This window comes from Brevundimonas sp. TSRC1-1 (assembly GCF_049898245.1).
GTDB classification, from domain to species: domain Bacteria; phylum Pseudomonadota; class Alphaproteobacteria; order Caulobacterales; family Caulobacteraceae; genus Brevundimonas; species Brevundimonas mediterranea_A.
Genome location: NZ_JAFCXI010000002.1, coordinates 617,894 through 642,522 on the forward strand (window position 1 = coordinate 617,894; position 24,629 = coordinate 642,522).

Sequence of the window (24,629 nt, forward strand, 5' to 3'; positions counted from 1 at the left end):
ATATGCACTATGACCGATGTCGGGCTCAGCAGTTTCTTAAGCCATCCCCGTTAGGCAGGGCGGAATGGAACGCCGCGCCCTTCTCGGTCTCGCCCTCGTCGCGACGGCCGCCGCCTCGACCCCCGCCCGCGCCTCATCGAGCGGCGGCGCCGCTCCGTCGGCCGACACCTATTTCCGCCTGCCGGTGGTCACGGGCTCGATCCCGCGTCCCGGCGGCCGGCGCGGCGTCCTGTCGGTCGAAGTCGGCGTGGATGTGCCCGACGCGGCCCTGCGCACCCGGGCCCAGCAGTCGGCGCCGCGTCTGCGCGCCGCCTACAACACCGCCGTCCAGCGGTTCGCCACCGGCCTGCGTCCGGGCGCCGCGCCGAACATCGACCAGCTGGCCGCAGATCTGCAGGCCGCAACCAACGCCACTCTGGGCCGCGCCGGGGCCCGGGTCCTGCTCGGCACGGTGATGGCGCTCTAGGCCGCGGCCGACCGGCCTCAGCCGACGCGCGGCGACTTCAGGCGGCGCTTGTTCGAATGGGTCGGCGGCGCCGCGCCCAGATCCTCGGGCACCTCGCCCTTGAAATAGTAGCGCTGCCAGGCCTCCTTGGCCGCGTCGGGGTCGCCGCCGGCCAGACGCTGGTTGAAGTCGGTGCGGGCGCGGTTCCAGGCCTCGAACTGGCCCTTCATGACCGGATTGGATTCCAGCGTCCGGATCACCGGCTGGAACTGTTCCACCTTCTTGTGCTCGATCAGATTGATGAAGCAGAAGGGCTCGCCCTTCTCGAACTTCACCCGGCCCGGCCGCGTGAAGATCCAGTTCATGGTGAAGGGGAAGGGCAGCCAGTCGGTCTCGATCAGGCCGACCAGGGGCTGGATCCCGTCCTTCAGGTGGTTGGGCGAACCGGAGCACATCATCCCCCAGCCCGGCGGCGTGCGGAACAGATACTGCGGGTGCATGGTCAGGACCCCGCGCGAAAAGTGCGAGGTGACGAAATGGTCCAGGTCATGCTGGGGCCGGTCGGGGGTGATGACGATGTCTTCCTGGCGCGGCCCGCCGTTCCACTCGGCCGTGAAGCCGAACGGGCACAGGATCTCCCACCCCGTGGTGTTGGCCATGTTCAGCGGCAGGCAGCGATAGGGGTGGCGGCTGATGAAGGCGTCCATCCAATTGCGCGACTGGCGGCCGGGCACCAGGTCCGGCGGCCGGGCCGTCATCGGATAGCATTCCAGTTCCAGCGGGCGCGTCTGCACGGTATCGACCATGGAACCGTTCCTACCGCCGCAAACGCGACTGCTCAACCATGACCCCAGACCTTGCGCCTGAACCCGCTTTCGACCGCGAGACCCTGACCGCCTGGCTGGCCGAACACGGCGTGGCCTACACGACCCACGACCACCCGGCCGTCTTCCGCGTCGAGGAAGGCCTGGACCTCAAGGCCGGCCTGCCCGGCGCCCACACCAAGAACCTGTTTCTCAAGGATCACAAAGGCCGGCTCTGGCTGATCTCGGCCCGCCAGGACACGGTCATCGACCTGAAGCGCGCCGCGGCCGCGACGGGGGCGGGCCGGCTGTCGTTCGGCAATGAGGCCCTGATGTGGGAGACGCTGGGCGTCCGCCCGGGTTCGGTCACGGCCCTGGGTCTGATCAACGACGTCGAGCGCCGCGTGACCTTCGTCCTGGACCGGCGGCTGTGGGACGCCGACATCGTCAACTTCCACCCCCTGACCAATACGGCGACCACGTCTCTGGAACAGGCGGCCTTCCGCCGGGTGCTGGCGGTCTGGGAGCGAGAGCCGATCGTGGTGGATTTCGGCGCCCTGGCGGGTTGAAGGCCGGTTCCGGGGCGGAGCGTGCGTCGAAAGGCGGGAACCGACGTTCGATGACCCGTCTCTCTTCCTGACCGGCTCGAAGTCCGCTACCGGCACAGAGGATCGCACGCGATACTGTGCGTCCTGAGGCATGCGTATGTTTGGACCCAAGCCCGTTTCTCAGCCGGACCGACGCGGCGAACCGCGTCGGGCGGTCAATGCGCGGGGCGTCGTCTGTGCGCCGGGTGTGGAGACGGCCTGCGTGATCGTCGATCTGTCGGACGGCGGCCTGAAGCTCAGGCTCGACCGGGGCGCGGCCCTGCCGCCCGAGGTGGTGGTGGTGGATATTGCGGAGGCGGTGGCCTATCCGGCGACGGTGGTCTGGCAGAAGGGGCAGGAGGCGGGGCTGAGGCGGACCGGCGCCAAGTCCCTGCGCGGCCTGGCCCCCGCGCGGCTGATCGGGGCGCGCGACGCCTGGATCAGGGCCGGCGGGCGCTGAGGATCGCTACAGACCCGCCGGCATGGAGCCGGCGTTGATGGCGATGCGGCCGACCAGGCCCTTGACGATCAGGTCCAGGGCCGAACCCTCGCTATAATCGGCGGCGGCGACGAAATTGACCCGGTCCTCGGAAATCAGGGAATAGACCTTCTTCTGGTCCTTCTCGTTCGAGCGGGGGTCATAGACGGCGATCGAGAAGCCGCCCTTGGTGTGCATCATCTTCATGGTCGGCACGTCGGTGTCGCCGTCGCCGATGAAGATCATCCGCTCGAACGGCACCGGCCGCTGGTCGTCGGGGATGAAGTGGTTGATCCGCTCGTGCTCCCAGTGGTTCTTCACCCCCTTGTTGATGCGGAACAGATACTGGGTCTTGGTGGTGTAGTTGACGCCGACCGCGGGCCAGGCCGCCTCGCCCTTGTCGTCATAGACATAGTGGGAGGCGAAGACATGGGTCAGGGCGGGGCGGATCGGCGTGCCGTCGATCATCTCCTCCAGCCCGGCCGAGACGATATAGTGTTCGATCTCAAGCCCGTAGCGCGCGCCGAAGGCGTTCATCCGGTCGAACCAGCTGAGGTCCTTCAGACCTTCGAACAGGGCCACCGCCTCGCCGTGCCGGCGCAGGGTCTCGCGCGTCACCGGCGAACCGTTCTGGCGCGCATGATGCAGCATCAGCTGCATGTACATCAGGATGCCGTCGCCGTCGGCCTCCTTGGTCAGGCGCTCGGCCTCTTCCCAGAAGGCGCCGATCCCCATGCCCACGGACGGGATGAAGCTGACCTCCTGCATGTTGCCGCGCGCCAGGGTGCCGTCGAAATCATAGATCAGGGCGGTCTTCAGCAAGGGCTTGTCGCCGGAAGGGGCGTCGGACATCGGGCGGGCTCCAGAGCGTCGGTCGGACCCCGCCCTCTATATCAGCCCGCCGTCGGCGTCGATTGTCGCCTCTGGCCGAAGCGGGGCGCCGCCGTCTTCTGCTCGGCCCAGTAGTCGGCGCCCGTGGTCGGCTTGAACATGGTGCGGGGCGTGCCGTCGCGCGCCACCACGGCGAAGGTGTTGGTCGAGGCCTGATAGATCAGGGTGTCGCCATTGGGCCGTTTCACCGTCTCGGCGTCGCGCGGGGGCTTGGCCGTAAAGGCGGTGACCTTGTCCAGATAGTCTTCGACCGACCCCGCGCCGAAGTCGGCGCCGTTGCGCTGGTACAGGCGGGCGATCTTGTCATCCACCGTCTCGCGACGGCTGGCCGTCAGCACCGGCTTGGGCTGGGCGGCGGCGGGGGCGTCGTCGCCGCCCGTCCCGGTCGCCGCCAGGGCCAGCGGCGTCGCCTCGGCCGTTCGGTCGCGCGTCTGCACCGCCGAGGCGTTGTCGCACCCCGCCAGGGCCATCACCGCCAAACCGACCATCATCAGCCCCAGTCCTGTGGCCGCACCCTGTCGCTTGTCAGACGTCATCCTCGCCTCCCCCTTCGGACACCCGCTCGCCGCGAGATAAGCACAACCTTCGTGTTCCTGCAATGTTCTTTTCGGCCGTCTCGACGGCGTCGCCTTGGGCGGCTAGACGAAGGCCATGGACAGCCGCCCTCTCGCAAATCGCAAAATCCTGCTGATCGTCGGCGGCGGCATAGCGGCCTACAAGGCGCTGGAGCTGGTGCGGCTGATCGCCAAGGCGGGGGGCCAGACGCGGGTGATCCTGACCGAATCCGGGGCCGAGTTCGTGACGCCCCTGTCGCTGGCGGCGCTGAGCGGCCATCCGGTGCGCTCGGGCCTGTTCCACCCCGACGACGAGACCAGCATGGGCCATATCGAGCTGTCGCGCTGGGCCGATCTGGTGGTCGTGGCGCCGGCGACGGCGGGGCTGATCGCCAAGGCGGCCAACGGTTTAGCCGACGACCTGGCCTCGACCACCTTGATCGCCACGGACAAACGGGTGCTGCTGGCGCCGGCCATGAATGTGCGGATGTGGGAGCATCCGGCGGTCCAGGCCAATATGGAGCGGCTGAAGGCCTTCCCGGGCTTCCACGGCGTGGCCGTGGTGGGGCCGGACGACGGCGAGATGGCCTGTGGCGAATACGGACCCGGCCGGATGGCCGAGCCGGCGGCGATCCTGGACGCGATCCAGGGCCTGCTGGCGGGCGCGGCCGGGCGGCCCCTTGCGGGTCGCAAGGCGGTGGTTACGGCCGGGCCGACCTTCGAGCCGATCGATCCGGTGCGGGGTCTGACCAACCGCTCCAGCGGCAAACAGGGCTACGCCATCGCCGCCGCCCTGGTCGAACTGGGGGCGGAGGTGACCCTGGTGTCGGGCCCGACCGCCCTGGGCGCGCCTGTCGGGGTGACGCGGATCGACGTGGAGAGCGCGCTGGAGATGCAGGCGGCGACGCAAAACGCCCTGCCCGCCGACATCGCCGTGCTGTCGGCCGCCGTGGCCGACTGGCGCGTGGACACCATCGCCGGGGGCAAGATCAAGAAGGGGCCGGGCGGCCCGCCGACCCTGGCCCTGATCGAGAACCCCGATATCCTGGCCGGGATCGCCGCGCCGGGTCCGAACCGGCCGGCCCTGGTGATCGGCTTCGCCGCCGAGACCACGGACCTGGAGGCCAACGCCCGCGCCAAGCTGTCGCGCAAGGGCTGTGACTGGATCATCGGCAACGACGTGTCCGACGACGTCTTCGGCTCGGACGGCAACGCCGTCCTGCTGGTCACCGCCGACAGGACCGAAACCTGGCCGCGCCAGTCCAAATCCGCCATCGCCCGGGCGGTCGCCGCCCGTATCGCCGACCATTTCAAGAGCGTCCAATGACCCAGCCCGTCGCCGTCCAGATCCTGCGCCTGCCCCATGCCGAGGGCCTGCCCCTGCCGGCCTATGAGACGGCGGGATCGGCCGGGATGGACCTGCGCGCCGCCGTGCCCGAGGACCAGCCGATGACCCTGGCGCCCGGCCAGCGCGCCCTGGTGCCCACAGGGCTGAAGATCGCCCTGCCGCTGGGGTTCGAGGCCCAGGTGCGGGCGCGCTCGGGTCTGGCGTTGAAACACGGCATCATCTGCCCCAATGCGCCGGGCACGATCGACAGCGACTATCGCGGCGAGTGCGGCGTGATCCTGGCCAATATCGGCGCGGAGCCCTTCGTCATCCGTCGCGGGGAGCGGATCGCCCAGCTGGTGATCGCCAAGCATGAGCGTGCGGACTGGGTCGAGGTCGAGACGCTGGACGAGACTGCACGCGGGGCCGGCGGGTTCGGCTCGACGGGGCGGTAGAAAGACGCGCCTAAACCGGCGGCGCGGTCGTCTGGATCAGGGCGGCCTTGCGGCGGACGTGTTCGCGCCAGGCGGTGTAGAGGCCGCTGGCGGCGATCAGGGCGCCGCCGGCCAGGGTGTTTGCGGTGGGCGTGGCGTGCATCAGCCACCAGCCGAAGATTACAGCGCCGACGATCTGGAGATAGTCGAAGGGCGCGACCACGGCGACCGGGGCCTTTTGCAGCGAGGCGGTCATGAACAATTGGGCCAGGCCGCCGGCGACGCCTGAGCTGATCAGCAGGGCGAAGGTCAGGGGCGAGTGCCAATGGCCGACGAAGGGCAGCAGGATCGCCCCCACCCCGGATGAACCGACGAAGAACCAGAAGACGATGGCGGCGACATGCTCGGTGTCGCGCAACTGGCGCAGGGTGATGGTGACGCTGGCCGTCAGCAGGGCCGCCATCAGGCCGAAACCTATGCCCTCGAGCGGCATGGCGTGACCGCCCCCCGAGACGAACGAAAGGGGACGCATGACGATGACGACGCCGATGAAGCCCACCGCCACGGCGGCCCAGCGGCGCGGCCCCACCGCCTCCTTCAGGATGAAGAAGGACAGGATGGTGGCGAAGATGGGGGCGGTGAAGCTGAGGGTGGTGGCGTCGGCCAGGGGCAGCAGGGTCAGGGTCTGGAAGAGGCACAGGATGGAGACGACGCCCAGGGCGCTGCGTCCCGCATGGGCCCAGGGCCGGCGCGTGGTCAGACCGGCGAGGCCGCCCGGCTGGGTGAGCACCCAGGCTAGGACCACGGGCAGGCCGAAGAAGGCGCGGTAGAACAGCATCTCGGGGGCGACCACGCCGTCCAGAGAGGCCAGTTTCAGCACCGCCGACATGACGGAAAAGGCGCCTGCCGCCGCGATCCTGAGCGCGATGCCGCGGGCGATGTCCTCGCCGCCGATCCGTCCCGTCATGACGTCCTTTCGATGTTGCGGCGCACTCATAGGCCCGCGTCGCCTTCACGCCCACCCCCGAGGGAGCCTTTCCGCGCGAGCGGCGTTAACCGTGTCGAACCGGCCAAGCTTGACCGGCGCCTTATTGTTTTTGACCTTTCAGGAGAGACGACGTGGAAAATCTGATCGATCAGATCGGCGATTTCCTGAGTGGAATCGCGGGTCTGGCCAGCGCCGGCTTCGACGGCGTCAACCAGGTGATGGGGCTGATCATCGCCATCATCGCCGCCCTGCTGATGGTGGACTGGCGGTCGCTGGCCTCGACCGCCCTGGGCGCGACCCTGGTGCATCTGATCGTGCTGGCGGTCTTGCCGGTGCTGAACGGCGGCGAATTCGTCCTGCCGGCGCTTCTGACCGTCGGCTTCTGGATGACGGCCCTGGCCCTGTTCCTGGGCTACGCCATCGTCATCGCCATCTTCTTCTTCATCAAGACCCTGCTGACCGGGACCGCGTTCCGTGGGCGGCGCAGGGTCGTGCACTGATTTTTGCGGGCCTGCCACCCCCAGGTTTCGTCACCCTCTGACTGGGTAATGGCTTCCGCGCTCAAGCCGTGAGCGACCGCGTCGCGCGCGTAGCGCGGCACGACGCGCCCTAGACGTCAGGCTTGGCGAAAGCCAAGCACGTCCTGCATGTCGTACAGGCCGGGTCCGCGGGTGCGGACCCAGGCGGCGGCGGCGACCGCGCCCTTGGCGAACAGGGACCGGTCGATGGCCGAGTGGCTGAGGGTCAGGACCTCGTCTTCCGAGGCGAACAGGACCGTGTGTTCGCCGATGATGCCGCCGGCGCGGATCGAGGAGAAGCCGATCTTGCCGCTCTCGCGCTCGCCCTGGACGCCGTCATAGGGGGCGGAGCGGATATCGGCCAGGTCGGTGAACCGGCCCTCGGCCGCGGCCTCGCCCAGCATCAGGGCGGTGCCGGACGGGGAATCGACTTTGCGGCGGTGGTGGGCCTCGGTGATCTCGATGTCCCAGTCCTGGGCGTCCAGCCGCTGGGCTGCGTGCTGGACCAGGCCGATCAGGATGTTCACGCCCAGGGAGAAGTTGCCGCTCTTGACGATGGCGATCTTCTCGGCAGCCTTCATCAGCTCGGCCTCCTGCTCCGGGGTGAAGCCGGTGGAGCCGATGACCAGGCTGGGGCCGCCGCGCTCGGCCGCACTCTGCGCCAGGGCGACCGAGGCGTCCGGAGTCGAAAAGTCGATGATCACGTCGCACAGGGAGATGTCGGCGGTTTCGCCCCAGTCGAACCGGGCGGCGACGACCACGTCCTCGCGCGCATCGAGAACCTGGGACACGGCGCGACCCATCCGGCCGCGATAGCCGGAAATGCCGGCGTGGAAGATTGCGCTCAAACCACGTTTTCTTTCGACCCGTCCGCATCCTGATTGCCCAGGATGTCGGCCCAGAAGCGCTTCGCCTTGCCCGCGAAGCTGGAGTTGCGGGGGTTCTGCCCCTCTCCGAACGACAGGGCAAGCTCTTGCAGCAGTTCCTTCTGGCGGGCGGTCAGGTCTGTGGGGGTCTCGACGAACAGTTCGACCACCAGGTCGCCGCGGGCGCGGCCGTTCAGATGGGGCATGCCCTTGCCCTTGATCCGGACGGTCTTGCCGGTCTGGGCCCCGGCCGGCACGGCGACGGCGGCCTTGCACTTGCCGTCGCAGGCGTCGGACACCAGGCAGGGGGCGTCGATCTCGCCGCCCAGGGCCGCAACGGTCATGGGAACCGGCACCGTGACCAGCAGGTCCAGGTTGTCGCGCTCGAACAGGTCGTGCGGCGTCACCGACAGGAAGACGTACAGGTCGCCGCGCGGGCCGCCACGCTGACCGGCGTCGCCCTCGCCCGACAGGCGGATGCGCGAGCCGTCGTCGACGCCGGCGGGGATCTTCAGATTCAGGGTGCGGGTCTTGCGGACCTGACCGTGGCCGTGACAGGTCGTGCAGGGGTCGGCGATCATCTGGCCGGCGCCGTGGCAGCGGGGGCAGGTCCGCTCGACCTGGAAGAAGCCGTTGGCCTGGCGCACGCGGCCGGCGCCGTTGCAGGTGGTGCAGGTGACGGGCTTGGTGCCGGGCTTGGCCCCCGAACCTTCGCAGGTCTCGCAGGTCATGGTGGCGGGGATGTCGATCTCGACCTCGGCGCCCTTGTAGGCCTGTTCCAGGCTGATCTCGAGATCATAGCGCAGGTCCGAGCCGCGACGCGGTCCGCCCTGCTGGCCCCGGCCGGCCTGGCGACCGCCGAAGGCGTCCCCGAAGGCGTCGCCGAAGACCTGGGAGAAGATGTCGTTGATGTCGGAGAAGCCCTGCTGGCCCTGGCCGAAGCCGCCGCCCCCGCCGCCGTTCACGCCGGCGTGGCCGAACCGGTCGTAGGCCGCGCGCTTCTGATCGTCCGAAAGGACCGTATAGGCCTCGGAGATTTCCTTGAACTGGGCCATCGACTCTTCCGAGCCGCCGTTGCGATCCGGGTGATGGATCATGGCCAGCTTGCGATAGGCCGATTTCAGACCGGGTGCGTCGATTGTCCGTTCGACGCCCAAAACCTCATAATAGTCACGCGCCATAGGGCGTTGGTCCTCATACTTCCCCTGCGGCTCCGTCACGCCTCTGCGGGCGTCAGCGAAGCTGTGGTGTCCCGGCTGACATGGGGGCCGGAACGACTGATGCAAGTTTCATGAAAAGGCCCCGCCTATCGCAAGACAAGCGGGGCCTTATCATTTCGCCGACCTGTTGCCGATCAGGCGCTCTTCTTCTCGTCCGTGTCCGAGACGTCCTCGAACTCGGCGTCGACCACGCCGTCGTCGGCCGGGGCCGCATCGCCTTCGCCGGCGCCCTGCTGCTGGGCGTACATGGCCTCGCCCAGCTTCATCGAGGCCTGGACCAGGCTGTTGGTCTTGGTGCGGATGTCTTCGGCGTCCGTGCCTTCACGGGCGGTCTTCAGCTCGGCCAGACCGGTCTCGATCGCCGTCTTGACGTCGGCCTCGACCTTGTCGCCGTGTTCGGCCAGGGCCTTCTCGGTCGAGTTGATCAGGCTGTCGGCGGCGTTCTGGGCCTCGACCAGATCCTTGCGGACCTTGTCGGCGGCGGCGTTGGCCTCGGCTTCCTTGACCATCTTGTCGATGTCGGCGTCCGACAGGCCGCCGTTGGCCTGGATGCGGATCGACTGTTCCTTGTTGGTCGCCTTGTCCTTGGCCGAGACGTTGACGATGCCGTTGGCGTCGATGTCGAAGGCGACCTCGATCTGCGGCATGCCGCGCGGCGCCGGCGGGATGCCCATCAGGTCGAACTGACCCAGCATCTTGTTGTCCGACGCCATCGGACGCTCGCCCTGGAAGACCCGGATCGTCACGGCCGACTGGTTGTCGTCGGCGGTGGAGAAGGTCTGGCTCTTCTTGGTCGGGATGGTCGTGTTGCGCTCGATCAGGGGCGTGAAGACGCCGCCCAGGGTCTCGATGCCCAGGGTCAGGGGCGTCACGTCCAGCAGCAGCACGTCCTTGACGTCGCCTTGCAGAACCCCGGCCTGAACCGCGGCGCCCAGGGCCACGACTTCGTCAGGGTTGACGCCCTTGTGCGGCTCCTTGCCGAAGAAGGCCTTCACGGCCTCCTGCACCTTGGGCATGCGGGTCATGCCGCCGACCAGGACGACTTCGTCGATGTCCGAGGCCTTCAGGCCGGCGTCGGCCAGGGCCTTCTTGCACGGCTCGATGGTGCGGGCGACCAGGTCGTCGACCAGGGCCTCCAGCTTGGCGCGCGACAGCTTGATGTTCAGGTGCAGCGGGCCCGAGGCGTTCATGGTGATGAACGGCAGATTGACCTCGTACTGGGTCGTGGAGCTGAGCTCCTTCTTGGCCTTTTCGGCTTCTTCGCGCAGGCGCTGCAGGGCCAGCTTGTCCTGACGCAGGTCGACGCCCTGTTCCTTCTTGAACTCGTCGGCCAGATAGTCGGCCAGGCGCACGTCGAAGTCCTCGCCGCCCAGGAAGGTGTCGCCGTTGGTCGACTTCACCTCGAAGACGCCGTCGCCGATCTCCAGGATCGAGACGTCGAAGGTGCCGCCGCCCAGGTCATAGACGGCGATCTTCTGGCCGTCGTTCTTTTCCAGGCCATAGGCGAGGGCGGCCGCGGTCGGCTCATTGATGATTCGCAGGACTTCCAGGCCGGCGATCTTGCCGGCGTCCTTGGTGGCCTGGCGCTGGCTGTCGTTGAAATAGGCCGGGACGGTGATGACGGCTTGCGTCACCTTCTCGCCCAGATAGGCCTCGGCGGCTTCCTTCATCTTGATGAGGGTGAAGGCCGAGATTTGTTGCGGCGAATAGTCCTTGCCGTGGGCGCGGACCCAGGCGTCGCCGTTCGGGCCCTTGACGATCTCATAGGGCACCATGCCCTTGTCCTTCGCCACGACGGGATCGTCGAAGTTGCGGCCGATCAGGCGCTTGATGGCGAAGAAGGTGTTGGCGGGGTTGGTGACGGCCTGACGCTTGGCGGGCTGACCCACCAGGGTCTCGCCGCCGTCCTGAAGGGCGACCACCGAGGGGGTGGTGCGGGCGCCTTCGGCGTTTTCGATGACCTTGGGGTTCTTGCCGTCCATGACGGCCACGCACGAGTTGGTGGTGCCGAGGTCGATGCCGATGATCTTGGCCATGGGCGTTCTATTTCTCTCCGTATCGGCGGGCGATGCGGCGGCCTTCGACGAAGCGCCGCGCGTGACCGCCCCCTGTGGGTTGGCGTGGTTGGTGTCGGATAGCCCCAAACTTCGCGGGGTTTCTCCGAAGCTGGCCCCGATATGGGAAAGTCCCATACGGCTGCAAGGGCGTTCTGCGATTCAGCGATGCGGCGGAACCGGTTTTCGCGCAGGATGAGGCCATGTCCGCGATTTTAGAGGTCAAAACCGCCGTCGAGGGCTTTCGCCTGTGGCCCGCCGCCCTGGACGTCCAGGCCCAGGCCGATCTGGTCGATGCGGTGTTCACGCGGCTGGAACCAGCGCCCCTGTACCGGCCGCAGACGCCGGGCGGACGGCCGTTCTCGGTGCGGATGAGCAATTTCGGGCCGCTGGGCTGGGTCTCGGACCGGGGCGGCTATCGCTATCAGGCGACCCACCCGGAGACGGGGCGGGCCTGGCCGGATATTCCGCCGGTGCTGCTGGACCTGTGGGAGGCGACGGTCGGCGGGCCCCGGCGGCCGGACGCCTGTCTGGTCAATCTGTATCGCGAGGGGGCCAAGATGGGCCTGCACCAGGATAAGGACGAGGCCGACCTGGGCGCGCCCGTCCTGTCGGTGTCGCTGGGCGATGCGGCCATGTTCCGTATCGGCGCCGCCGAGGGCGGGCGCACCACGACGCTGCGGCTGGACAGCGGCGACGTCTGCGCCCTGACGGGACCGGCGCGACTGGCCCGGCACGGGATCGACCGCGTGCTGGAGGGGTCGTCGCGCCTGATCCCCGGCGGCGGGCGGCTGAACCTGACGCTGCGCGCAGCGGGGGTCAGCCTTCGATGACCTCGTGGGCGCCCGGGTCGCCGAGGCGCCAGTAGCCGGCGGCTTTCATCGCCTTGGGCGAGAAGCCAAGTCCTAGCGTCTTTGTCCGCAGGGCCTTGGCCACGGCGGATTCGGCGGCGATCCAGACATAGGCGTCTTTCGGGCTGACCCCGGTCAGGGCCGTGTCGAGCGCCGCCAGCAGGGTCTCGGTCCCGCCGCGCGGGGCGCCGTCGCGGACGGCCCAGGTGACGGCGACCTCGGCGGCGCTGTCGAAGGTCCATGTCGAGTCCAGGTCCGCGACCTCGACCACCACATGGGCGCGGACGCGGGCGGGCAGTTCCTCCAGACGGCGGGCGATGGCCGGCAGGGCGGTCTCGTCGCCGATCAGCACATGGTCGGCGAAGGCCGTGGGGACGATGAACGACCCGCGCGGACCCCCGACGCCCAAGACCGTGCCGACCTTGGCCGCCATGGCCCATTCGGTCGCCGGACCGCCGTGGCCGGTGATGAAATCCAGCGTCAGCCGACGCGCAGCGGCGTCATAGGCGCGGGGCGTGTAGTCGCGCGCCACGGGGCGGGGATCTGGGAAGACCGGACCGTCGGGCCCCAGCGTCGGCATGACCGGCGCCTGGCCCTCGGCGACCGGGAAGATCTTCACATGGTCGTCGAAGCCCAGGGAGACGAAGCCCTCCAGGTCCGCGCCTTCCAGAACGATGCGGCGATAGGCCGGCGTCAGGTCCTGGACCGAGGCCACGGTCAGGGTGCGGAACTTCAGCTCGTGCCGCACGCGCCGGGGGATGCGCAGGAGCCCGGTCATGCCTGTTCCACCCTGTCGGCGGCCTCGACCAGGATGGCGGCGATGGCCTGGACCTGGGCCTCGGTCAGGGCGGTCTCGCCCGTCAGACGGTTGTGGATCGTGTGGCGCAGGCGGCCGATGGCGTCCTGGATGGCGGTCGGCCGCAGGGCGCGGGCGGCGAACTTGTCCATCGTCGCCTCGGCGGCGCGCAGGATCGCCTCGTTCTCGGCCAGCAGGGCGCGGCCGGCCTCTGTGATCGAATACAGTTTCTTGCCGCCTTCGGTCTGGGACTCCAGCGCGCCCATCTCCTCAAGCAGGGTCAGGCTGGGGTAGATGACGCCGGGGCTGGGCGAATAGGCGCCGCCCAGCCGGGTCTCGACCGCCTTGATCAGCTCGTAGCCGTGGCTGGGTTTCTCAGCGATCAGCGACAGCAGGACCCAGCGCAAGGTGCCGTGGTCGAACAGGCGGCCGCCGCCGCGCCGGCCATGGCCGTGACCACGTCCGCGCGCCTCGCCGCCGTCCCAGCCAGGACCGAAGTCCGCGCCGCGTCCGCCGCGCATCCCGCGCCCGAAGGCGTGACCGAACCCATGCCCGAAGCCGAACCCGCCGGGACGACCGTGTTTTTCGCCGCATCCGTTGCTGCGGCCTTGGAAAATCCCCTTGGATCTCATGATCGATTCCTTTTCGATATATCTATTTGTGAGTGGTTAGATATATCTGAATGACGAAATACGCAAGAGGGGCTGGCGTTCGGGCGAAAGCTGCGGCGTAGATCGCGGATGGACGACCTGAAGCGCCGCTGGGCCCGCCTCGAACCCCATCTCTCCATTGTCGGGCCCGACGACGACCGGCCCCGGCCGGCGGTGCTGCTGTTCCACGGCTGCGGCGGTCTGCGCGATCACCTGCCCCGGTACGCCGAGGCGGCGAAGGCGGCGGGCTGGCGCGCCTTCATCGTCGATTCCTACGGCCCGCGCGGCTGGGGCCGGGCCTTCACCCTGACGGCGGTCTGCACCGGCCTGGCCTTTCGGGGGTATGAACGGGCCGGCGACGTCCTGGCGGCGATCCAGGGGGTTTCGGCCCGACCGGACGTGGACGCGACCCGGCTGACCCTGGCCGGATGGAGCCACGGCGGCTGGTCGATCATGGAGATGATGAGCGCCGATCCCGCGCCCAACACCCTGGGCGTGGCCGATCCCGGTGCGGCCGACCTGTCGGGCGTGCGGGCCGTCTGGCTGGCCTATCCCTATATCGGCCCGTTCGCCTTCAACCGGATGAAGCCCTGGCGGCACTGTCCCAAGGTGCTGGCCGTGACCTGCAGGCGCGACCACCTGACCACGGTGCGCAACGCCGAAATGATCAACGCCATGATCCGCGACTGCGGCGCCGAGGTCGAAAGCTGGGTCGCCGCCGGCACCCACGCCTTCGACGAACCGACCAACAACGGCCCGATGCGGCATGACCCGGACCTGACCGAGGACTCCCTGCGGCGGTTCAGGGCCTTCCTGACGGACGTCGCGCCCCACGTCTGAAAAGAATCCCAGCCCCCGTCTTGACGTCGGGCTCATCACGTAACAATTGAAGTTACATGAAAAGAGACTCCCGCCTCTCGAACATCCTTCACGCCCTGCTGCACATGGCAGAGCATGAGGCGCGAACCGGCGCGCCCATGACCTCGGACCAGCTGGCCGTCTGCCTGTCGACAAATCCGGTCGTGGTGCGCCGGACCATGGCGGGCCTGCGCGAACAGGGGCTGGTGGCTTCGGAAAAGGGGCATGGCGGCGGCTGGCGGCTGGCCCGGCCGCTGGACCAGGTGACCCTGGGCCAGGTCAACACGGCTCTGGGCGAGCCCGGCCTGTTTCCCGAAGCCCCGCCGGTCGAGGCCGTCGGCTGTCTGGTCGAGGCGGCGGTCAACGACGCCCTGGCCGGAACCTATGCCGCCGCCCGCACCCTGCTGGTCGCGCGGCTGAACGAGATCACCCTGGCCGATCTGGCGGCGGACTTCGCGCGCCGGATGGCCGAACATCCGAAAAGGGATCTGCTGAATGCCCGTCTCAACGCCCATCGCCCCGAGTGAACCCATGCCGCACGACGCCCTGATCATCGGCGGCTCCTACGCCGGCCTGTCCGCCGCCCAGCAGCTGGTTCGCGCCCGGCGCAGGGTCCTGGTCATCGACGACGGCAGGCCCCGCAACCGTTTCGCCGCCCGCGCCCACGGCTTTCTGACCAACGACGGCCGACCGGGAGCCGAGATCGCGGCGACGGCCCGGTCTCAGGTCGCCGCCTATCCCACCGCCGCCTTCCGCATGGCCGAGGCGATCACGATCGAGCGGATCGACGGCGGCTTCTCGGTCGCCTTCGCCGACGGCACGCGGACGCGGGGGCGCCGCCTTCTGCTGTCGCACGGGGTCGAGGATGTGCTGCCCGATATTCCGGGCGTCAAGGAACGCTGGGGCCGCACCGCGCTGCACTGCCCCTGGTGCCACGGCTATGAGATCGGCGGCGGTCCCATCGGCGTGCTGGGGCGCGGCGACCATGCGGTCCAGTACGCCGCCACCGTGGCGGAGTGGGGCCAGGTCACCCTGTTCATGGGGTTGGACGTCGGGCTGTCGCCGGAGGACGCCCATCTGCTGTACCGGCGCGGCGTGACCATCGAGACGACGCCCATCGCCCGGCTTGAAGGCGAGGCGCCGACCTTGACGGGCGCCCGACTGACCGACGGCCGCTTCGTGGACCTGAAGGCCATCTTCGTCGGCGCCAGCGTCCGCGTCGCCAGTCCCTTCGCCGAGCGGCTGGGCTGCGAGATGACCGACACCCCGATGGGCCGGGTGATCAAGGTGGACGCCATGCAGGCGACGACCCAGCCGGGCGTGTTCGCCGCCGGCGACCTGGCGCGAGCCGCCTCCAACATCACCCTGGCGACCTCGGACGGCATGGTCGCCGCCCACGGCCTGTTCCGCTCGCTGGTCGAGGAGGAGACGGCCCCCGCCTAGCCGATGGTCGCCTCGATGGTGATTTCGGCGCGGACCGAATGGGCCATTTCGCAGTGTTCGTGGGCGGAATGGTGCAGGGCGTCCAGCTCGGCCTGGTCCGGCTGGCGGCCGGAGAAGGCGGTGACCGGGCGAAGGGCGACGCGGGCCAGGTATCTTTGGCCCGCCGCGTTCTTGTCCAGTTCGCCGGAGGCCGCGTCGCGATAGGAATCGACCACCAGACCGGCGTTGGCGGCGAAGGCCAGGAACCACAGCATGTGGCAGCTGGACAGGGAGGCGACCATCGCCTCCTCCGGATCCACCGCCGAGGCGTCCGACAGGGGCACGGGCACGCCGGCGGGCGACGACGACCCGGGGACCACCGCCCCGCCGTCGAAGGTCCAGCTGTGGGCGCGGCTGTAGCGCTTGTCGGTGAAGGGCTGATCGCCCCGCATCCACTCGATGGTCGCCCCGTGCGCGCTCATGGCCCGTCTCCCTGTCAGTCGGCCAGGATCGTATAGACCATCGGCGCCCGAACCTCGAAGCCCAGGGACCGGTAAAAGGCGATGGTCGCCTCATGATCGGCGAAGGCGTGCAGGAAGGCGGCCTCGCCCGAGGCGTGAATTTCGCCGACCACCGCCCGCGAAAGGGCGGCGGCATAGCCCTTTCCCCGGTGGTCGGGGTGGGTGCAGACCCCGCTAAGCTCGGTGAAACCGTCGACCCGCAGCCGCCGCCCGGCCATGGCGACCAGTTCGCCGTCGTGCTTGATCCCGACGAAGGGGCCGAGTTCGCGCGTTCTCGAGCGGAAGGGGCCGGGCCGGGTCAGGGTCGCCAGAGCCAGCATGGCCGGGGCGTCGGCCTCGGTCAGGGTCTCGAAGGCGATATCGGGCGCCCTGGCCGAGGTCCTGGCCGGAGTCAGGGCGGCGCAGGTCATCTGCACCAGGGCGATGCGGCGATCCACGGGGACCCCGTCCGGCAGGACGTCGGCCATCGGGCCGTCGGAATGCTCGACCATTCCCGCGCCTGGATGGAGACGCGCCAGCGCGGTCAGGCGGGCGCGGCTCTGGGGCGAGGCGTCGGCGGCCGACAGGAAGACCCCGATCTCGGGGTCGATGCGCACGGCGTGGGCGTCGGACTCCGGCGTCGTGAAGGATGACAGGCGGGTGGTCAGGGCGTTCCAGACGGCGCGGTCGAGGGGATGGTTCATGGTCGCGCTTCTAGCCCCGGCGGCGCTGCGGTGGAACCGGTCGCCGCGACGCCGCGTCCGGAAACCGCCGGCGACCTACCCCCGCCAGAAGCCGACGATCGTCTTGACCTCGTCCACCACCGGGTCGGCGACCTCGGCGGCGCGTTCGGCGCCGTCCTTCAGCACGCGGTCGATCTCGGCCGGATCGTCCATCAGGCGGCGCATTTCGGCCGTGACAGGGGCCAGGGAGGCCACCGCCAGGTCCGCCAGGGCGGGCTTGAAGGCGCCGAAGCCCTGGCCGCCGAACTGTTCGATCACCTGTTCGCGGGTCAGGCCGGCCAGGGCGGCGTAGATGGCGACCAGGTTCTTGGCCTCGGGCCGGTCGTTCAGCCCGTCCAGGCTTTCCGGCAGAGGCTCGGGGTCGGTCTTGGCCTTGCGGATCTTGGACGCGATCGTGTCGGCGTCGTCGGTCAGATTGATGCGGCTGTTGTCGGACGGGTCCGACTTGGACATCTTGGCCGCCCCGTCGCGCAGGGACATGACGCGCGTCGCCGGCCCCTGGATGATCGGCTCGGGCACCGGGAAATAGCCGGGAACGCCGAAGTCGTTGTTGAACTTGGCGGCGATGTCGCGGGTCAGCTCCAGATGCTGTTTCTGGTCCTCGCCGACCGGCACCTCGGTCGCCTTGTACAGCAGGATGTCGGCGGCCTGGAGCACGGGATAGGTGTAGAGGCCGACCGAGGCCCGCTCCTTGTGCTTGCCCGACTTCTCCTTGAACTGGGTCATCCGGTCCAGCCAGCCCAGGCGGGCGACGCAGTTGAAGATCCAGGCCAGTTCGGCGTGGGCGCGCACGGCGGATTGCGGGAAGATGATCGACTTCTTCGGGTCCAGGCCCGAGGCCAGATAGGCGGCGGCGATCTCGCGCGTCTGGGCGGCCAGCTTGTCCGGCTCCTGCCAGACGGTGATGGCGTGCATGTCGGCGACGAAGACGAAGACGGGCGCGCCCTGGTCCTGCAGTTCGACGAACCGCTTCAGGGCGCCGAGATAGTTGCCCAGGTGAAGCGCGCCGGAGGCCTGGATGCCGGACAGGATGCGGCGCGGGCCGGTGTAGAGGGCCGGGGGAGTTTGGTCGGTCATGGATTCGGGTCTCGAAAAGGCAGGGTCAGGCGTGGCGAAGGGTGCGGCGGTTCAGCCGCGCCATCGCCAGGTGGAGATCAGGCCCGAAAGGATCATGGCTCGCGCTTATCGCCTCGCGGTCCAGCCGTCCAGACCTCAATCCAGGCCGGATACGGGGCCCGCGCCCGGCTCGCGCCGCAACGTCCCCTTGAGCTCCGACAGGGTGACGGCGCGGAACAGCAGAAGACAGACGCCGTAGGCCGCCGCGCCGGCCGCGCAGACGATCAGCACCGCCGCCTCCTTGGCCAGGAACAGGCGGCTGAGAACCGGATAGCCGAGGCTGGCGGCGAACAGCAGGCCCGCCATGATCAGGCTGGCGGCGAAGATGCGCGACAGGCGCGACAGGAAGGCCGCAGACGGCCGCCAGCTGTCCTCGCGGATCAGCGTCCCGGCCAGAAGCGCGACGTTCACCCAGGCGGAAATGCTGGTGGCGATGGCCAGGCCCAGCACCCCGTCCCAGCCCTGCGATCCGAACCAGAAGAACAGGGCCGATCCCAGCACCACGGTCAGGATCACCGAGGTCACGGCGAAGATCATCGGCCTTCGCGTATCCTGACGCGCAAAGAACGGCGGGGTCAGGACCTTGACCAGGACGAAGGCCGGCACGCCCCAGGCGAACTGGCGCAGCACGTCGGCGGTCCGCGCCGCATCGGCCGAGGTGAAGGCGGCGCGCGTCACCGTGGCGTCGATGATGAAGAAGGGAATGACGAACAGGGCCACGCCCGCCGGCAGGGCGAAGGCCAGGGCGAGGCCCAGTCCGTCGTCCATCGTCCGCCGTCCGCCCTCGTGGTCGCCCGAGACGAAGGCGCGCGTCAGGCGGGGCACCAGAGCGAGGCCCAACGCCACCCCGACCAGGCCCAGCGGCAGCTGGTACAGCCTGTCGGCGTTGTACAGCACCGACCGCGCCCCTTCGTTCGATCCGGCCAGAAACTGGCTGACCAGGGAGTTGATCTGGAAGGCGCCCCCGGCCAGCACGCCGGGAATGGCCAGGGCCAGCGTCTTTCTGACCCCGGTCGTCAGGCGCGGCCACGACAGGCTGATTCCCACCCCGAGACGTCGCACGCCCCACCACAGCAGCGCCGCCTGGATAACCCCGGACACGGTCACCGCCGCGCTGACGGCGATCAGGATCTGGGGCTGGGCCATCGGCACGACGCTGGGCGCCATCAGCGGGACCAGGGTGCACAGGTTCAGGAACACCGGCACGCCCGCCGACAGGGCGAACCGGCCCCCGGTGTTCAGCACGCCCGACAGCAGCGACGCTATGGTCATGCAGGCCAAGTACGGCATGGTCAGCTGCGCCGCCGTCACTGCGGCGCGCATCACCGCGTCGTCGTCGCGCCAGGCCGACAGCAGCCACGGCATGATCCATGGCATGGCGACCTGCAACAGGATGCAGAAGGCCGCCACCACGGCGAAGATGAAGCTCAGCGCCTCTGACGCCGTGACGGCCGCCGCCGCCTCCCCTTCGCGCGCCCGCACGCCGCCGTAGATCGGCACGAAGGCCTGGGCGAAGGCGCCCTCGGCGAACAGGCGGCGGAACATGTTGGGCAGCATCAGCGCGGTGGTGAAGGCGTCCATCATCGGGCCCTGACCGAACCGCGCCGACAGGAACAGGTCGCGGGCGAAACCCAGTATGCGGCTTCCCAGGGTCAAGGTGGCTTGCACCAGGGTGTTGCGGGCGAGACTCATGCGGACATTCGGCGAGGAGCGACGGATGGTCTTCGCTTAGCGCGCTTCCGACGGCGGCGATACGGGCTTGGCGCGGGTCCGGCGGCCCAGGTCCGAGACGTCGCGCGCGCTGGCGCGGGCCGAGGCGACCTTGCGGCCCTCGGGGGCCGGGGCGCGGCTGTCCAGCACGGCCTCCAGGGCGGTGCGCAGCTCGGCGATCCGCTGTTCGGACGTGATCTTGCGCCCCTTGCCATCGACCACATAGAAGCTGTCCACCGCCCGTTCGCCATAGCTGGCGACATGGGCCGAGCGGATGTTCAGTCCCTCGTCGCTGAAGACCCGCGAAAGCGCCGCCAGCAGGCCCGGACGGTCGGCCCCCGAAACCTCGACCACCGTGGCCGTCTCGCTGGCGTGGTGATCGACCATGACCACGGGCCGGACCTCGAAGGCGGCCTTTCTGGCGTTGCCGGCGGGGGCGGGCGCCTTGCTGATGCGGCCCTCGCCGCGCGCCGCCTTCTCCAGGGCGTCCACCAGGGCCTTGAGCCGGCGCGGTTCAGCCTGGCCGTAAGGCAGGCCCGCCCCGTCCTGAACCCGGAAGACGTCCAGGACCACGCCCTCGCTGGTCGTCGCCACCCGGGCGTCGGTGACGTCGGCGCCCAGGGCGGCCATGGTCTGGGCCAGGTCGGCGAACAGGCCGGGCCGGTCGGCGGCGGCGATGGAGATCTCCGTGGCCTGGACCGGCAGGCCCTCGACCGGGGTCAGGGGCGCGGCCTGGGCGGCGGCGCCGGTCTGGCGGGCCCGCTGCACCAGGGCCGGATGCGCCGCCAGCGGATCCTCGCGCGCCACGTCCTCGCCCCGGAACAGGGCGGCGACCTGATCATAGAGGGTGCGCATCAGCTGCCCCTTCCAGCCGTTCCAGACGCCCGGCCCCACGGCGCGGATGTCGGCCACGGTCAGGACCAGCAGCATGCGCAGCCGCTCGGGGTCGCCGACCAGTTCGGCGAAGGCGCGGATCGTGGCCGGATCGGACAGGTCGCGCTTCTGGGCGTAGTCGGACAGGGCCAGATGGCTGCGCACCAGCCAGACCACCAGTTCGATCCGGCGCGGATCGACACCCAGGCGTTCGCAGGCGCGGCGCGCGGCGATGGCCCCGTCCTCCAGCTGGCCCCGCTCGCCGCCCTTGCCGACGTCGTGCAGCAGCATGCCCAGCATCAGGGCCTCCATGTCCGAGATCAGATGCACGATCTCGGTCGCCATCGGATGGTCGGCCTTCAGCTTGCCGCGGGCGATGTCGTTGATGATGCCGATGGCCTGCAGCGTGTGCTCGTCCACCGTATAGGCGTGGTACATGTTGAACTGGGTCTGGCCGACGATCCGCCCCCATTCGGGCAGGAACCGGCCCAGGAGGCCCGTCTCGTTCATGATGGTCAGGGTGCGATACGGCCGCTGGCCGTGCGTCAGGACGTTCAGGAAGGCGCGCGTCGCCTCCGGATCACGACGCAGTCTGGGCGTCACCAGCGACAGGCTCCGGCTGACGGCCGAGAAGGCGTCGGGGTGCAGGTCCAGGTCGTGGCGGTCGGCGCAGACGAACAGGTTCAGAAGCTTGACCGGATCGGCGGTGAAGACCTCGGGCCCCTCGACCGACAGACGCCCCTGATCGACCCAGAAGCCCTCGACCTCCAGCTTGCGGCGGTTGGGCCGGAACGGGGTCATCAGGCGCGACAGGCCCTGGGTGGGCTTCTGGTGGCGGGCCTCCAGCTTGGCCGACATGGCGCGGGTCAGGGCGCCGACGTCGCGGGCGACCAGGAAATAGCGGCGCATGAACCGTTCCACCGCCGGCTCGTCGCCACGCCCGCGCCACCCCATCCGCCGGGCCACCTCGGGCTGCATGTCGAAGGTCAGCTTCTCCTCGGCTCGCCCCGCGACCAGATGCAGATGAATCCGCACCCGCCACAGAAAATCGAAGGCCTCGTCCGAGGTGCGGCGTTCGCGCGGGGTGAACATCTCGTCCATCACCGTCGCGCCCAGCCGGCTTTCCGGCGCCAGGGAGCGGGCGATCCAGTACAGGGTGTTCAGGTCGCGCAGCCCCCCCTTGCCGTCCTTGACGTTGGGCTCGACCTTGTAGCGGGTCACGCCCGCCTTCTGGTGACGGAGGGCGCGCTCCTCCAGTTTTGCGGCGATGAAGGGGCGGGGGTCGGACTTGGCCACCATGTCGCGGAAACGGCCGATCATCAGGTCCGAAAGCCGGGCGTCCCCGGCCAGCGGCCGGGCCTCCAGCAAGGCGGTGCGCACCGTCATGTCGGTGCGCGACAGGGCCAGACAGTCTTCGACCGACCGCACCGAAGGCCCCACCTTCGCCCCCAGATCCCACAGGACATAGAGGATGAACTCGATCACCCGCTCGCCGCGCGGCGTCGGCTTGCCGGGCCGCAGGAACAGCAGGTCCAGGTCGGAATAGGGCGCCAGGACGCCGCGGCCGTAACCGCCCACCGCCACCAGCGACAGGCGTTCGCATTCCACGGGCGATACGGGATGAAGGGTCTGGGTCGCCACCCGCCACAGGGCCGCCAGCATGTCGTCGGCGGCCGTGGCGTACAGGCGGGCGACCTCGCGCCCGTTCAGCCCCCCGTCCAGCTTGCGTTCGGCGCGGGCGCGGGCGGCGTCGTAACTGTCCCTCAGAACGGACGCGACCGCCGCGCGCGGATCTCCCGCGCGGGCGGCCTCGTCAAGGCGGTCATCCAGACTGGGCGAAGCGGTCATGTCAGCCACCTATAGGCCGCATCCCCCCCTCGCGTCAGTGGAGGATATTACTCCGGGCGAACGCGCTTCTTGCGGAACGACGGGTTCAGCGTCTGCTTGCGCAGGCGGATGGACTTGGGCGTCACCTCGACCAGTTCGTCGTCGTCGATATAGGCGATGGCCTGTTCCAGCGACATCTGGCGCGGCGGGGTCAGGCGCACGGCCTCGTCCTTGCCGGAGGCGCGGACGTTGGTCAGTTGCTTGCCCTTGATCGGGTTGACGTCCAGGTCATCCCAGCGCGCGTTCTCGCCGATGATCATGCCCTGATAGGTCTTTTCGCCGGCGCCGACGAACATGACGCCGCGATCTTCCAGGTTCCACAGGGCGAAGGCCGCCGTGTCGCCGTCCGAGTTCGAGATCAGCACGCCCTTCAGACGACCGGCGATCGCGCCCTTGTATTCTTCGTAGTGGCTGAAGACCCGGTTCAGCACGCCCGAACCGCGCGTGTCGGTCAGGAACTCGCCCTGATAGCCGATCAGCGAGCGCGACGGGCATTTCAGGCTGATGCGGGTCTTGCCGGCGCCCGACGGACCCATGTCGGTCATTTCGGCCTTACGGGCCGACAGCTTCTCGATGACGATGCCCGAGAACTCGTCGTCCACGTCGATCATGACGTCTTCGATGGGCTCCATCTTCTCGCCGTTGGGGCCTTCCTGGAAGACCACGCGCGGACGCGAGATCGAGACCTCGAAGCCTTCGCGACGCATGTTCTCGATCAGAACGCCCAGCTGCAGTTCGCCGCGGCCGGCGACCTCATAGGCGTCGCCGCCTTCGGTCGTGGTCACGCGGATGGCGACGTTGGCTTCGGCTTCCTTCAGCAGACGGTCGCGGATGACGCGCGACTGAACCTTGTCGCCTTCGCGACCGGCCAGCGGGCTGTCGTTGACCGAGACGGTCATGGAGATGGTCGGCGGATCGATGGGTTGAGCGGGAAGCGCGTCGACGACTTCCATGGCGCACAGGGTGTCGGCCACGGTCGCCTTGGACATGCCGGCGATGGCGACGATGTCGCCCGCTTCCGAACCTTCGTCCAGGGCCTGACGCTTCAGGCCGCGGAAGGCCAGGACCTTGGTGATCCGGCCGCGCTCGATTTCCTTGCCTTCGCGGTCCAGGGCGTGGATCGCCATGCCGGGGACGGCCTTGCCGCTCTCGATCCGGCCGGTCAGGATCCGGCCCAGGAACGGGTCGGACTCGATCAGCACGTTCAGCATCTGGAACGGCTTGTCCTTGTTCTCCTGAACCTTGGGCGGCGGGACGTGATCGACGATCAGGTCGAACAGGGGGGCCAGGTTGTCGTTGGGCTGGTTCAGATCCATCGTCGCCCAGCCGTTGCGGCCCGAGGCGTAGATGTGCGGGAAGTCCAGCTGCTCGTCCGTCGCGCCGATGGCGGCGAACAGGTCGAAGGTCTCGTTGTGGACGCGGTCCGGATCGGCGTGGGCGCGGTCGACCTTGTTGATGCACAGGATCGGGCGCAGGCCCATCTTCAGGGCCTTGGTCAGGACAAACTTGGTCTGGGGCATGACGCCCTCTTCGGCGTCCACCAGGATGACGCAGCCGTCCACCATGCCGAGGATGCGCTCGACCTCGCCGCCGAAGTCGGCGTGGCCGGGGGTGTCGATGATGTTGATGCGGGTTTCGCCGGCCTTGCCGTTCCAGAGCACCGAGGTGCACTTGGCCAGGATGGTGATGCCGCGTTCCTTTTCCTGGTCGTTCGAGTCCATGGCGCGCTCTGTCGTCGCCTCATTGGCTCGGAAGACGCCGGACTGGGCCAGCAGTTGGTCCACCAGGGTCGTCTTCCCGTGGTCGACGTGGGCGATGATGGCGACGTTGCGCAGGTTCATTTGATAATCGCGAAAAGGCGCGGCCGGGATGCAGGCGGCCGCTGGTCATGAAAAGGCATGCAGGGAGCGCGCGCCTCTTACAGGCATGTGGACCGAAAGACCAGAGCAGGCGTTTCACCGCCCGTCGCCGCCTTACCGATATTTCATTCCCGCCGCCGCATCCGCAGGGGGTGGCGGCCCCCTCTACTCCTGTGACGGCATGACCGTTCGGGAATGG

General features: G+C 69.0%; 25 protein-coding genes. 10 read left to right on the forward strand and 15 right to left on the reverse strand.

From position 1 onward, the window contains the following. Positions 1-64 precede the first annotated feature (64 nt). Entirely contained in the window at positions 65-466 is a 402-nt protein-coding gene (locus tag ACP7CK_RS08955; protein ID WP_008259905.1) for a Tat pathway signal sequence domain protein, read from the forward strand. Positions 467-483: 17 nt separating this feature from the next. On the opposite strand, the gene ACP7CK_RS08960 is transcribed toward ACP7CK_RS08955, so the two are convergent. Then, positions 484-1,251: a DUF6065 family protein gene (locus tag ACP7CK_RS08960; RefSeq protein WP_008263111.1), complete on the reverse strand. Its 768-nt coding sequence runs from the start codon at positions 1,249-1,251 to the stop codon at positions 484-486. 38 nt (positions 1,252-1,289) lie between these two features. Between ACP7CK_RS08960 and ACP7CK_RS08965 the strand changes: the two genes are divergently transcribed. Together ACP7CK_RS08965 and ACP7CK_RS08970 are read left to right on the forward strand one after the other, a co-directional pair. Next, positions 1,290-1,817, forward strand: coding sequence for a prolyl-tRNA synthetase associated domain-containing protein (locus ACP7CK_RS08965; protein ID WP_426025777.1), 528 nt, complete (start codon positions 1,290-1,292; stop codon positions 1,815-1,817). 130 nt (positions 1,818-1,947) lie between these two features. Beyond that, entirely contained in the window at positions 1,948-2,295 is a 348-nt protein-coding gene (locus tag ACP7CK_RS08970; RefSeq protein WP_372704961.1) for a PilZ domain-containing protein, read from the forward strand. 6 nt (positions 2,296-2,301) lie between these two features. Here the strand turns inward: ACP7CK_RS08970 and ACP7CK_RS08975 are convergent, their stop codons facing one another. Further along, the gene (locus ACP7CK_RS08975) at positions 2,302-3,165 is read right to left on the reverse strand and encodes an HAD family hydrolase (protein WP_035310513.1); all 864 of its coding nucleotides are present in this window, start codon (positions 3,163-3,165) and stop codon (positions 2,302-2,304) included. Between the two features lie 41 nt (positions 3,166-3,206). Continuing rightward, a complete protein-coding gene (locus ACP7CK_RS08980; protein ID WP_292150362.1) occupies positions 3,207-3,740 on the reverse strand; it encodes an S-type pyocin family protein in 534 nt (177 codons plus the stop codon). Positions 3,741-3,855: 115 nt separating this feature from the next. Between ACP7CK_RS08980 and coaBC the strand changes: the two genes are divergently transcribed. Continuing rightward, a complete protein-coding gene (gene coaBC / locus ACP7CK_RS08985; protein WP_426025778.1) occupies positions 3,856-5,085 on the forward strand; it encodes a bifunctional phosphopantothenoylcysteine decarboxylase/phosphopantothenate--cysteine ligase CoaBC in 1,230 nt (409 codons plus the stop codon). Beyond that, complete coding sequence (gene dut / locus ACP7CK_RS08990; RefSeq protein WP_292150365.1) at positions 5,082-5,540, forward strand: dUTP diphosphatase; 459 nt, start codon at positions 5,082-5,084, stop codon at positions 5,538-5,540. Before coaBC ends, dut begins: the two co-directional genes overlap by 4 nt. A gap of 10 nt (positions 5,541-5,550) precedes the next feature. On the opposite strand, the gene ACP7CK_RS08995 is transcribed toward dut, so the two are convergent. Further along, positions 5,551-6,486 (reverse strand): DMT family transporter, encoded by a 936-nt coding sequence (locus ACP7CK_RS08995; RefSeq protein ID WP_008263122.1) that lies wholly within the window; start codon positions 6,484-6,486, stop codon positions 5,551-5,553. Positions 6,487-6,638: 152 nt separating this feature from the next. On the opposite strand from ACP7CK_RS08995, the gene ACP7CK_RS09000 reads away from it, so the two are divergent. After that, positions 6,639-7,007 (forward strand): hypothetical protein, encoded by a 369-nt coding sequence (locus ACP7CK_RS09000; protein WP_292150368.1) that lies wholly within the window; start codon positions 6,639-6,641, stop codon positions 7,005-7,007. Positions 7,008-7,123: 116 nt separating this feature from the next. On the opposite strand, the gene dapB is transcribed toward ACP7CK_RS09000, so the two are convergent. The 3 genes from dapB to dnaK form a co-directional block, all read right to left on the reverse strand. Then, positions 7,124-7,873: a 4-hydroxy-tetrahydrodipicolinate reductase gene (gene dapB, locus ACP7CK_RS09005; protein ID WP_426025779.1), complete on the reverse strand. Its 750-nt coding sequence runs from the start codon at positions 7,871-7,873 to the stop codon at positions 7,124-7,126. Next, positions 7,870-9,072, reverse strand: coding sequence for a molecular chaperone DnaJ (gene dnaJ / locus ACP7CK_RS09010; protein WP_035308053.1), 1,203 nt, complete (start codon positions 9,070-9,072; stop codon positions 7,870-7,872). The genes dapB and dnaJ overlap by 4 nt, the downstream gene beginning before the upstream one ends. Before the next feature lie 173 nt (positions 9,073-9,245). Then, positions 9,246-11,147 carry a molecular chaperone DnaK gene (gene dnaK / locus ACP7CK_RS09015; protein ID WP_035308051.1) on the reverse strand — a complete coding sequence of 634 codons (1,902 nt, stop codon included), beginning with the start codon at positions 11,145-11,147 and terminating at the stop codon, positions 9,246-9,248. Positions 11,148-11,368: 221 nt separating this feature from the next. On the opposite strand from dnaK, the gene ACP7CK_RS09020 reads away from it, so the two are divergent. After that, positions 11,369-11,998, forward strand: coding sequence for an alpha-ketoglutarate-dependent dioxygenase AlkB (locus tag ACP7CK_RS09020; protein WP_426025780.1), 630 nt, complete (start codon positions 11,369-11,371; stop codon positions 11,996-11,998). Here ACP7CK_RS09020 and ACP7CK_RS09025 read toward each other — a convergent pair. Then, complete coding sequence (locus ACP7CK_RS09025; protein ID WP_426025781.1) at positions 11,985-12,794, reverse strand: siderophore-interacting protein; 810 nt, start codon at positions 12,792-12,794, stop codon at positions 11,985-11,987. The two genes, ACP7CK_RS09020 and ACP7CK_RS09025, sit on opposite strands and share 14 nt — an antisense overlap. Next, positions 12,791-13,444 (reverse strand): PadR family transcriptional regulator, encoded by a 654-nt coding sequence (locus ACP7CK_RS09030; RefSeq protein ID WP_426025782.1) that lies wholly within the window; start codon positions 13,442-13,444, stop codon positions 12,791-12,793. The genes ACP7CK_RS09025 and ACP7CK_RS09030 overlap by 4 nt, the downstream gene beginning before the upstream one ends. A 108-nt stretch (positions 13,445-13,552) precedes the next feature. Between ACP7CK_RS09030 and ACP7CK_RS09035 the strand changes: the two genes are divergently transcribed. The 3 genes from ACP7CK_RS09035 to ACP7CK_RS09045 are packed head-to-tail and all read left to right on the forward strand — an operon-like array spanning position 13,553 to position 15,763. Then, the gene (locus ACP7CK_RS09035; RefSeq protein WP_426025783.1) at positions 13,553-14,302 is read left to right on the forward strand and encodes a dienelactone hydrolase family protein; all 750 of its coding nucleotides are present in this window, start codon (positions 13,553-13,555) and stop codon (positions 14,300-14,302) included. Between the two features lie 56 nt (positions 14,303-14,358). Then, entirely contained in the window at positions 14,359-14,847 is a 489-nt protein-coding gene (locus ACP7CK_RS09040) for an Rrf2 family transcriptional regulator (protein ID WP_426025784.1), read from the forward strand. After that, positions 14,816-15,763 carry an NAD(P)/FAD-dependent oxidoreductase gene (locus ACP7CK_RS09045; RefSeq protein ID WP_426025785.1) on the forward strand — a complete coding sequence of 316 codons (948 nt, stop codon included), beginning with the start codon at positions 14,816-14,818 and terminating at the stop codon, positions 15,761-15,763. The genes ACP7CK_RS09040 and ACP7CK_RS09045 overlap by 32 nt, the downstream gene beginning before the upstream one ends. Here ACP7CK_RS09045 and ACP7CK_RS09050 read toward each other — a convergent pair. The 6 genes from ACP7CK_RS09050 to typA form a co-directional block, all read right to left on the reverse strand. Beyond that, complete coding sequence (locus ACP7CK_RS09050; protein ID WP_292150210.1) at positions 15,760-16,224, reverse strand: OsmC family protein; 465 nt, start codon at positions 16,222-16,224, stop codon at positions 15,760-15,762. The two genes, ACP7CK_RS09045 and ACP7CK_RS09050, sit on opposite strands and share 4 nt — an antisense overlap. Positions 16,225-16,238: 14 nt before the next feature. After that, positions 16,239-16,946, reverse strand: coding sequence for a GNAT family N-acetyltransferase (locus ACP7CK_RS09055; protein ID WP_035308042.1), 708 nt, complete (start codon positions 16,944-16,946; stop codon positions 16,239-16,241). 75 nt (positions 16,947-17,021) lie between these two features. Beyond that, complete coding sequence (gene trpS, locus ACP7CK_RS09060) at positions 17,022-18,062, reverse strand: tryptophan--tRNA ligase (RefSeq protein ID WP_426025786.1); 1,041 nt, start codon at positions 18,060-18,062, stop codon at positions 17,022-17,024. 135 nt (positions 18,063-18,197) lie between these two features. Beyond that, complete coding sequence (gene murJ / locus ACP7CK_RS09065; RefSeq protein ID WP_008259524.1) at positions 18,198-19,793, reverse strand: murein biosynthesis integral membrane protein MurJ; 1,596 nt, start codon at positions 19,791-19,793, stop codon at positions 18,198-18,200. A gap of 36 nt (positions 19,794-19,829) precedes the next feature. Then, positions 19,830-22,532: a [protein-PII] uridylyltransferase gene (gene glnD / locus ACP7CK_RS09070; protein ID WP_426025787.1), complete on the reverse strand. Its 2,703-nt coding sequence runs from the start codon at positions 22,530-22,532 to the stop codon at positions 19,830-19,832. Positions 22,533-22,579: 47 nt separating this feature from the next. Further along, positions 22,580-24,412, reverse strand: a complete 1,833-nt coding sequence (gene typA / locus ACP7CK_RS09075; RefSeq protein WP_271165616.1) for a translational GTPase TypA — start codon at positions 24,410-24,412, stop codon at positions 22,580-22,582. Positions 24,413-24,629 lie beyond the last annotated feature (217 nt).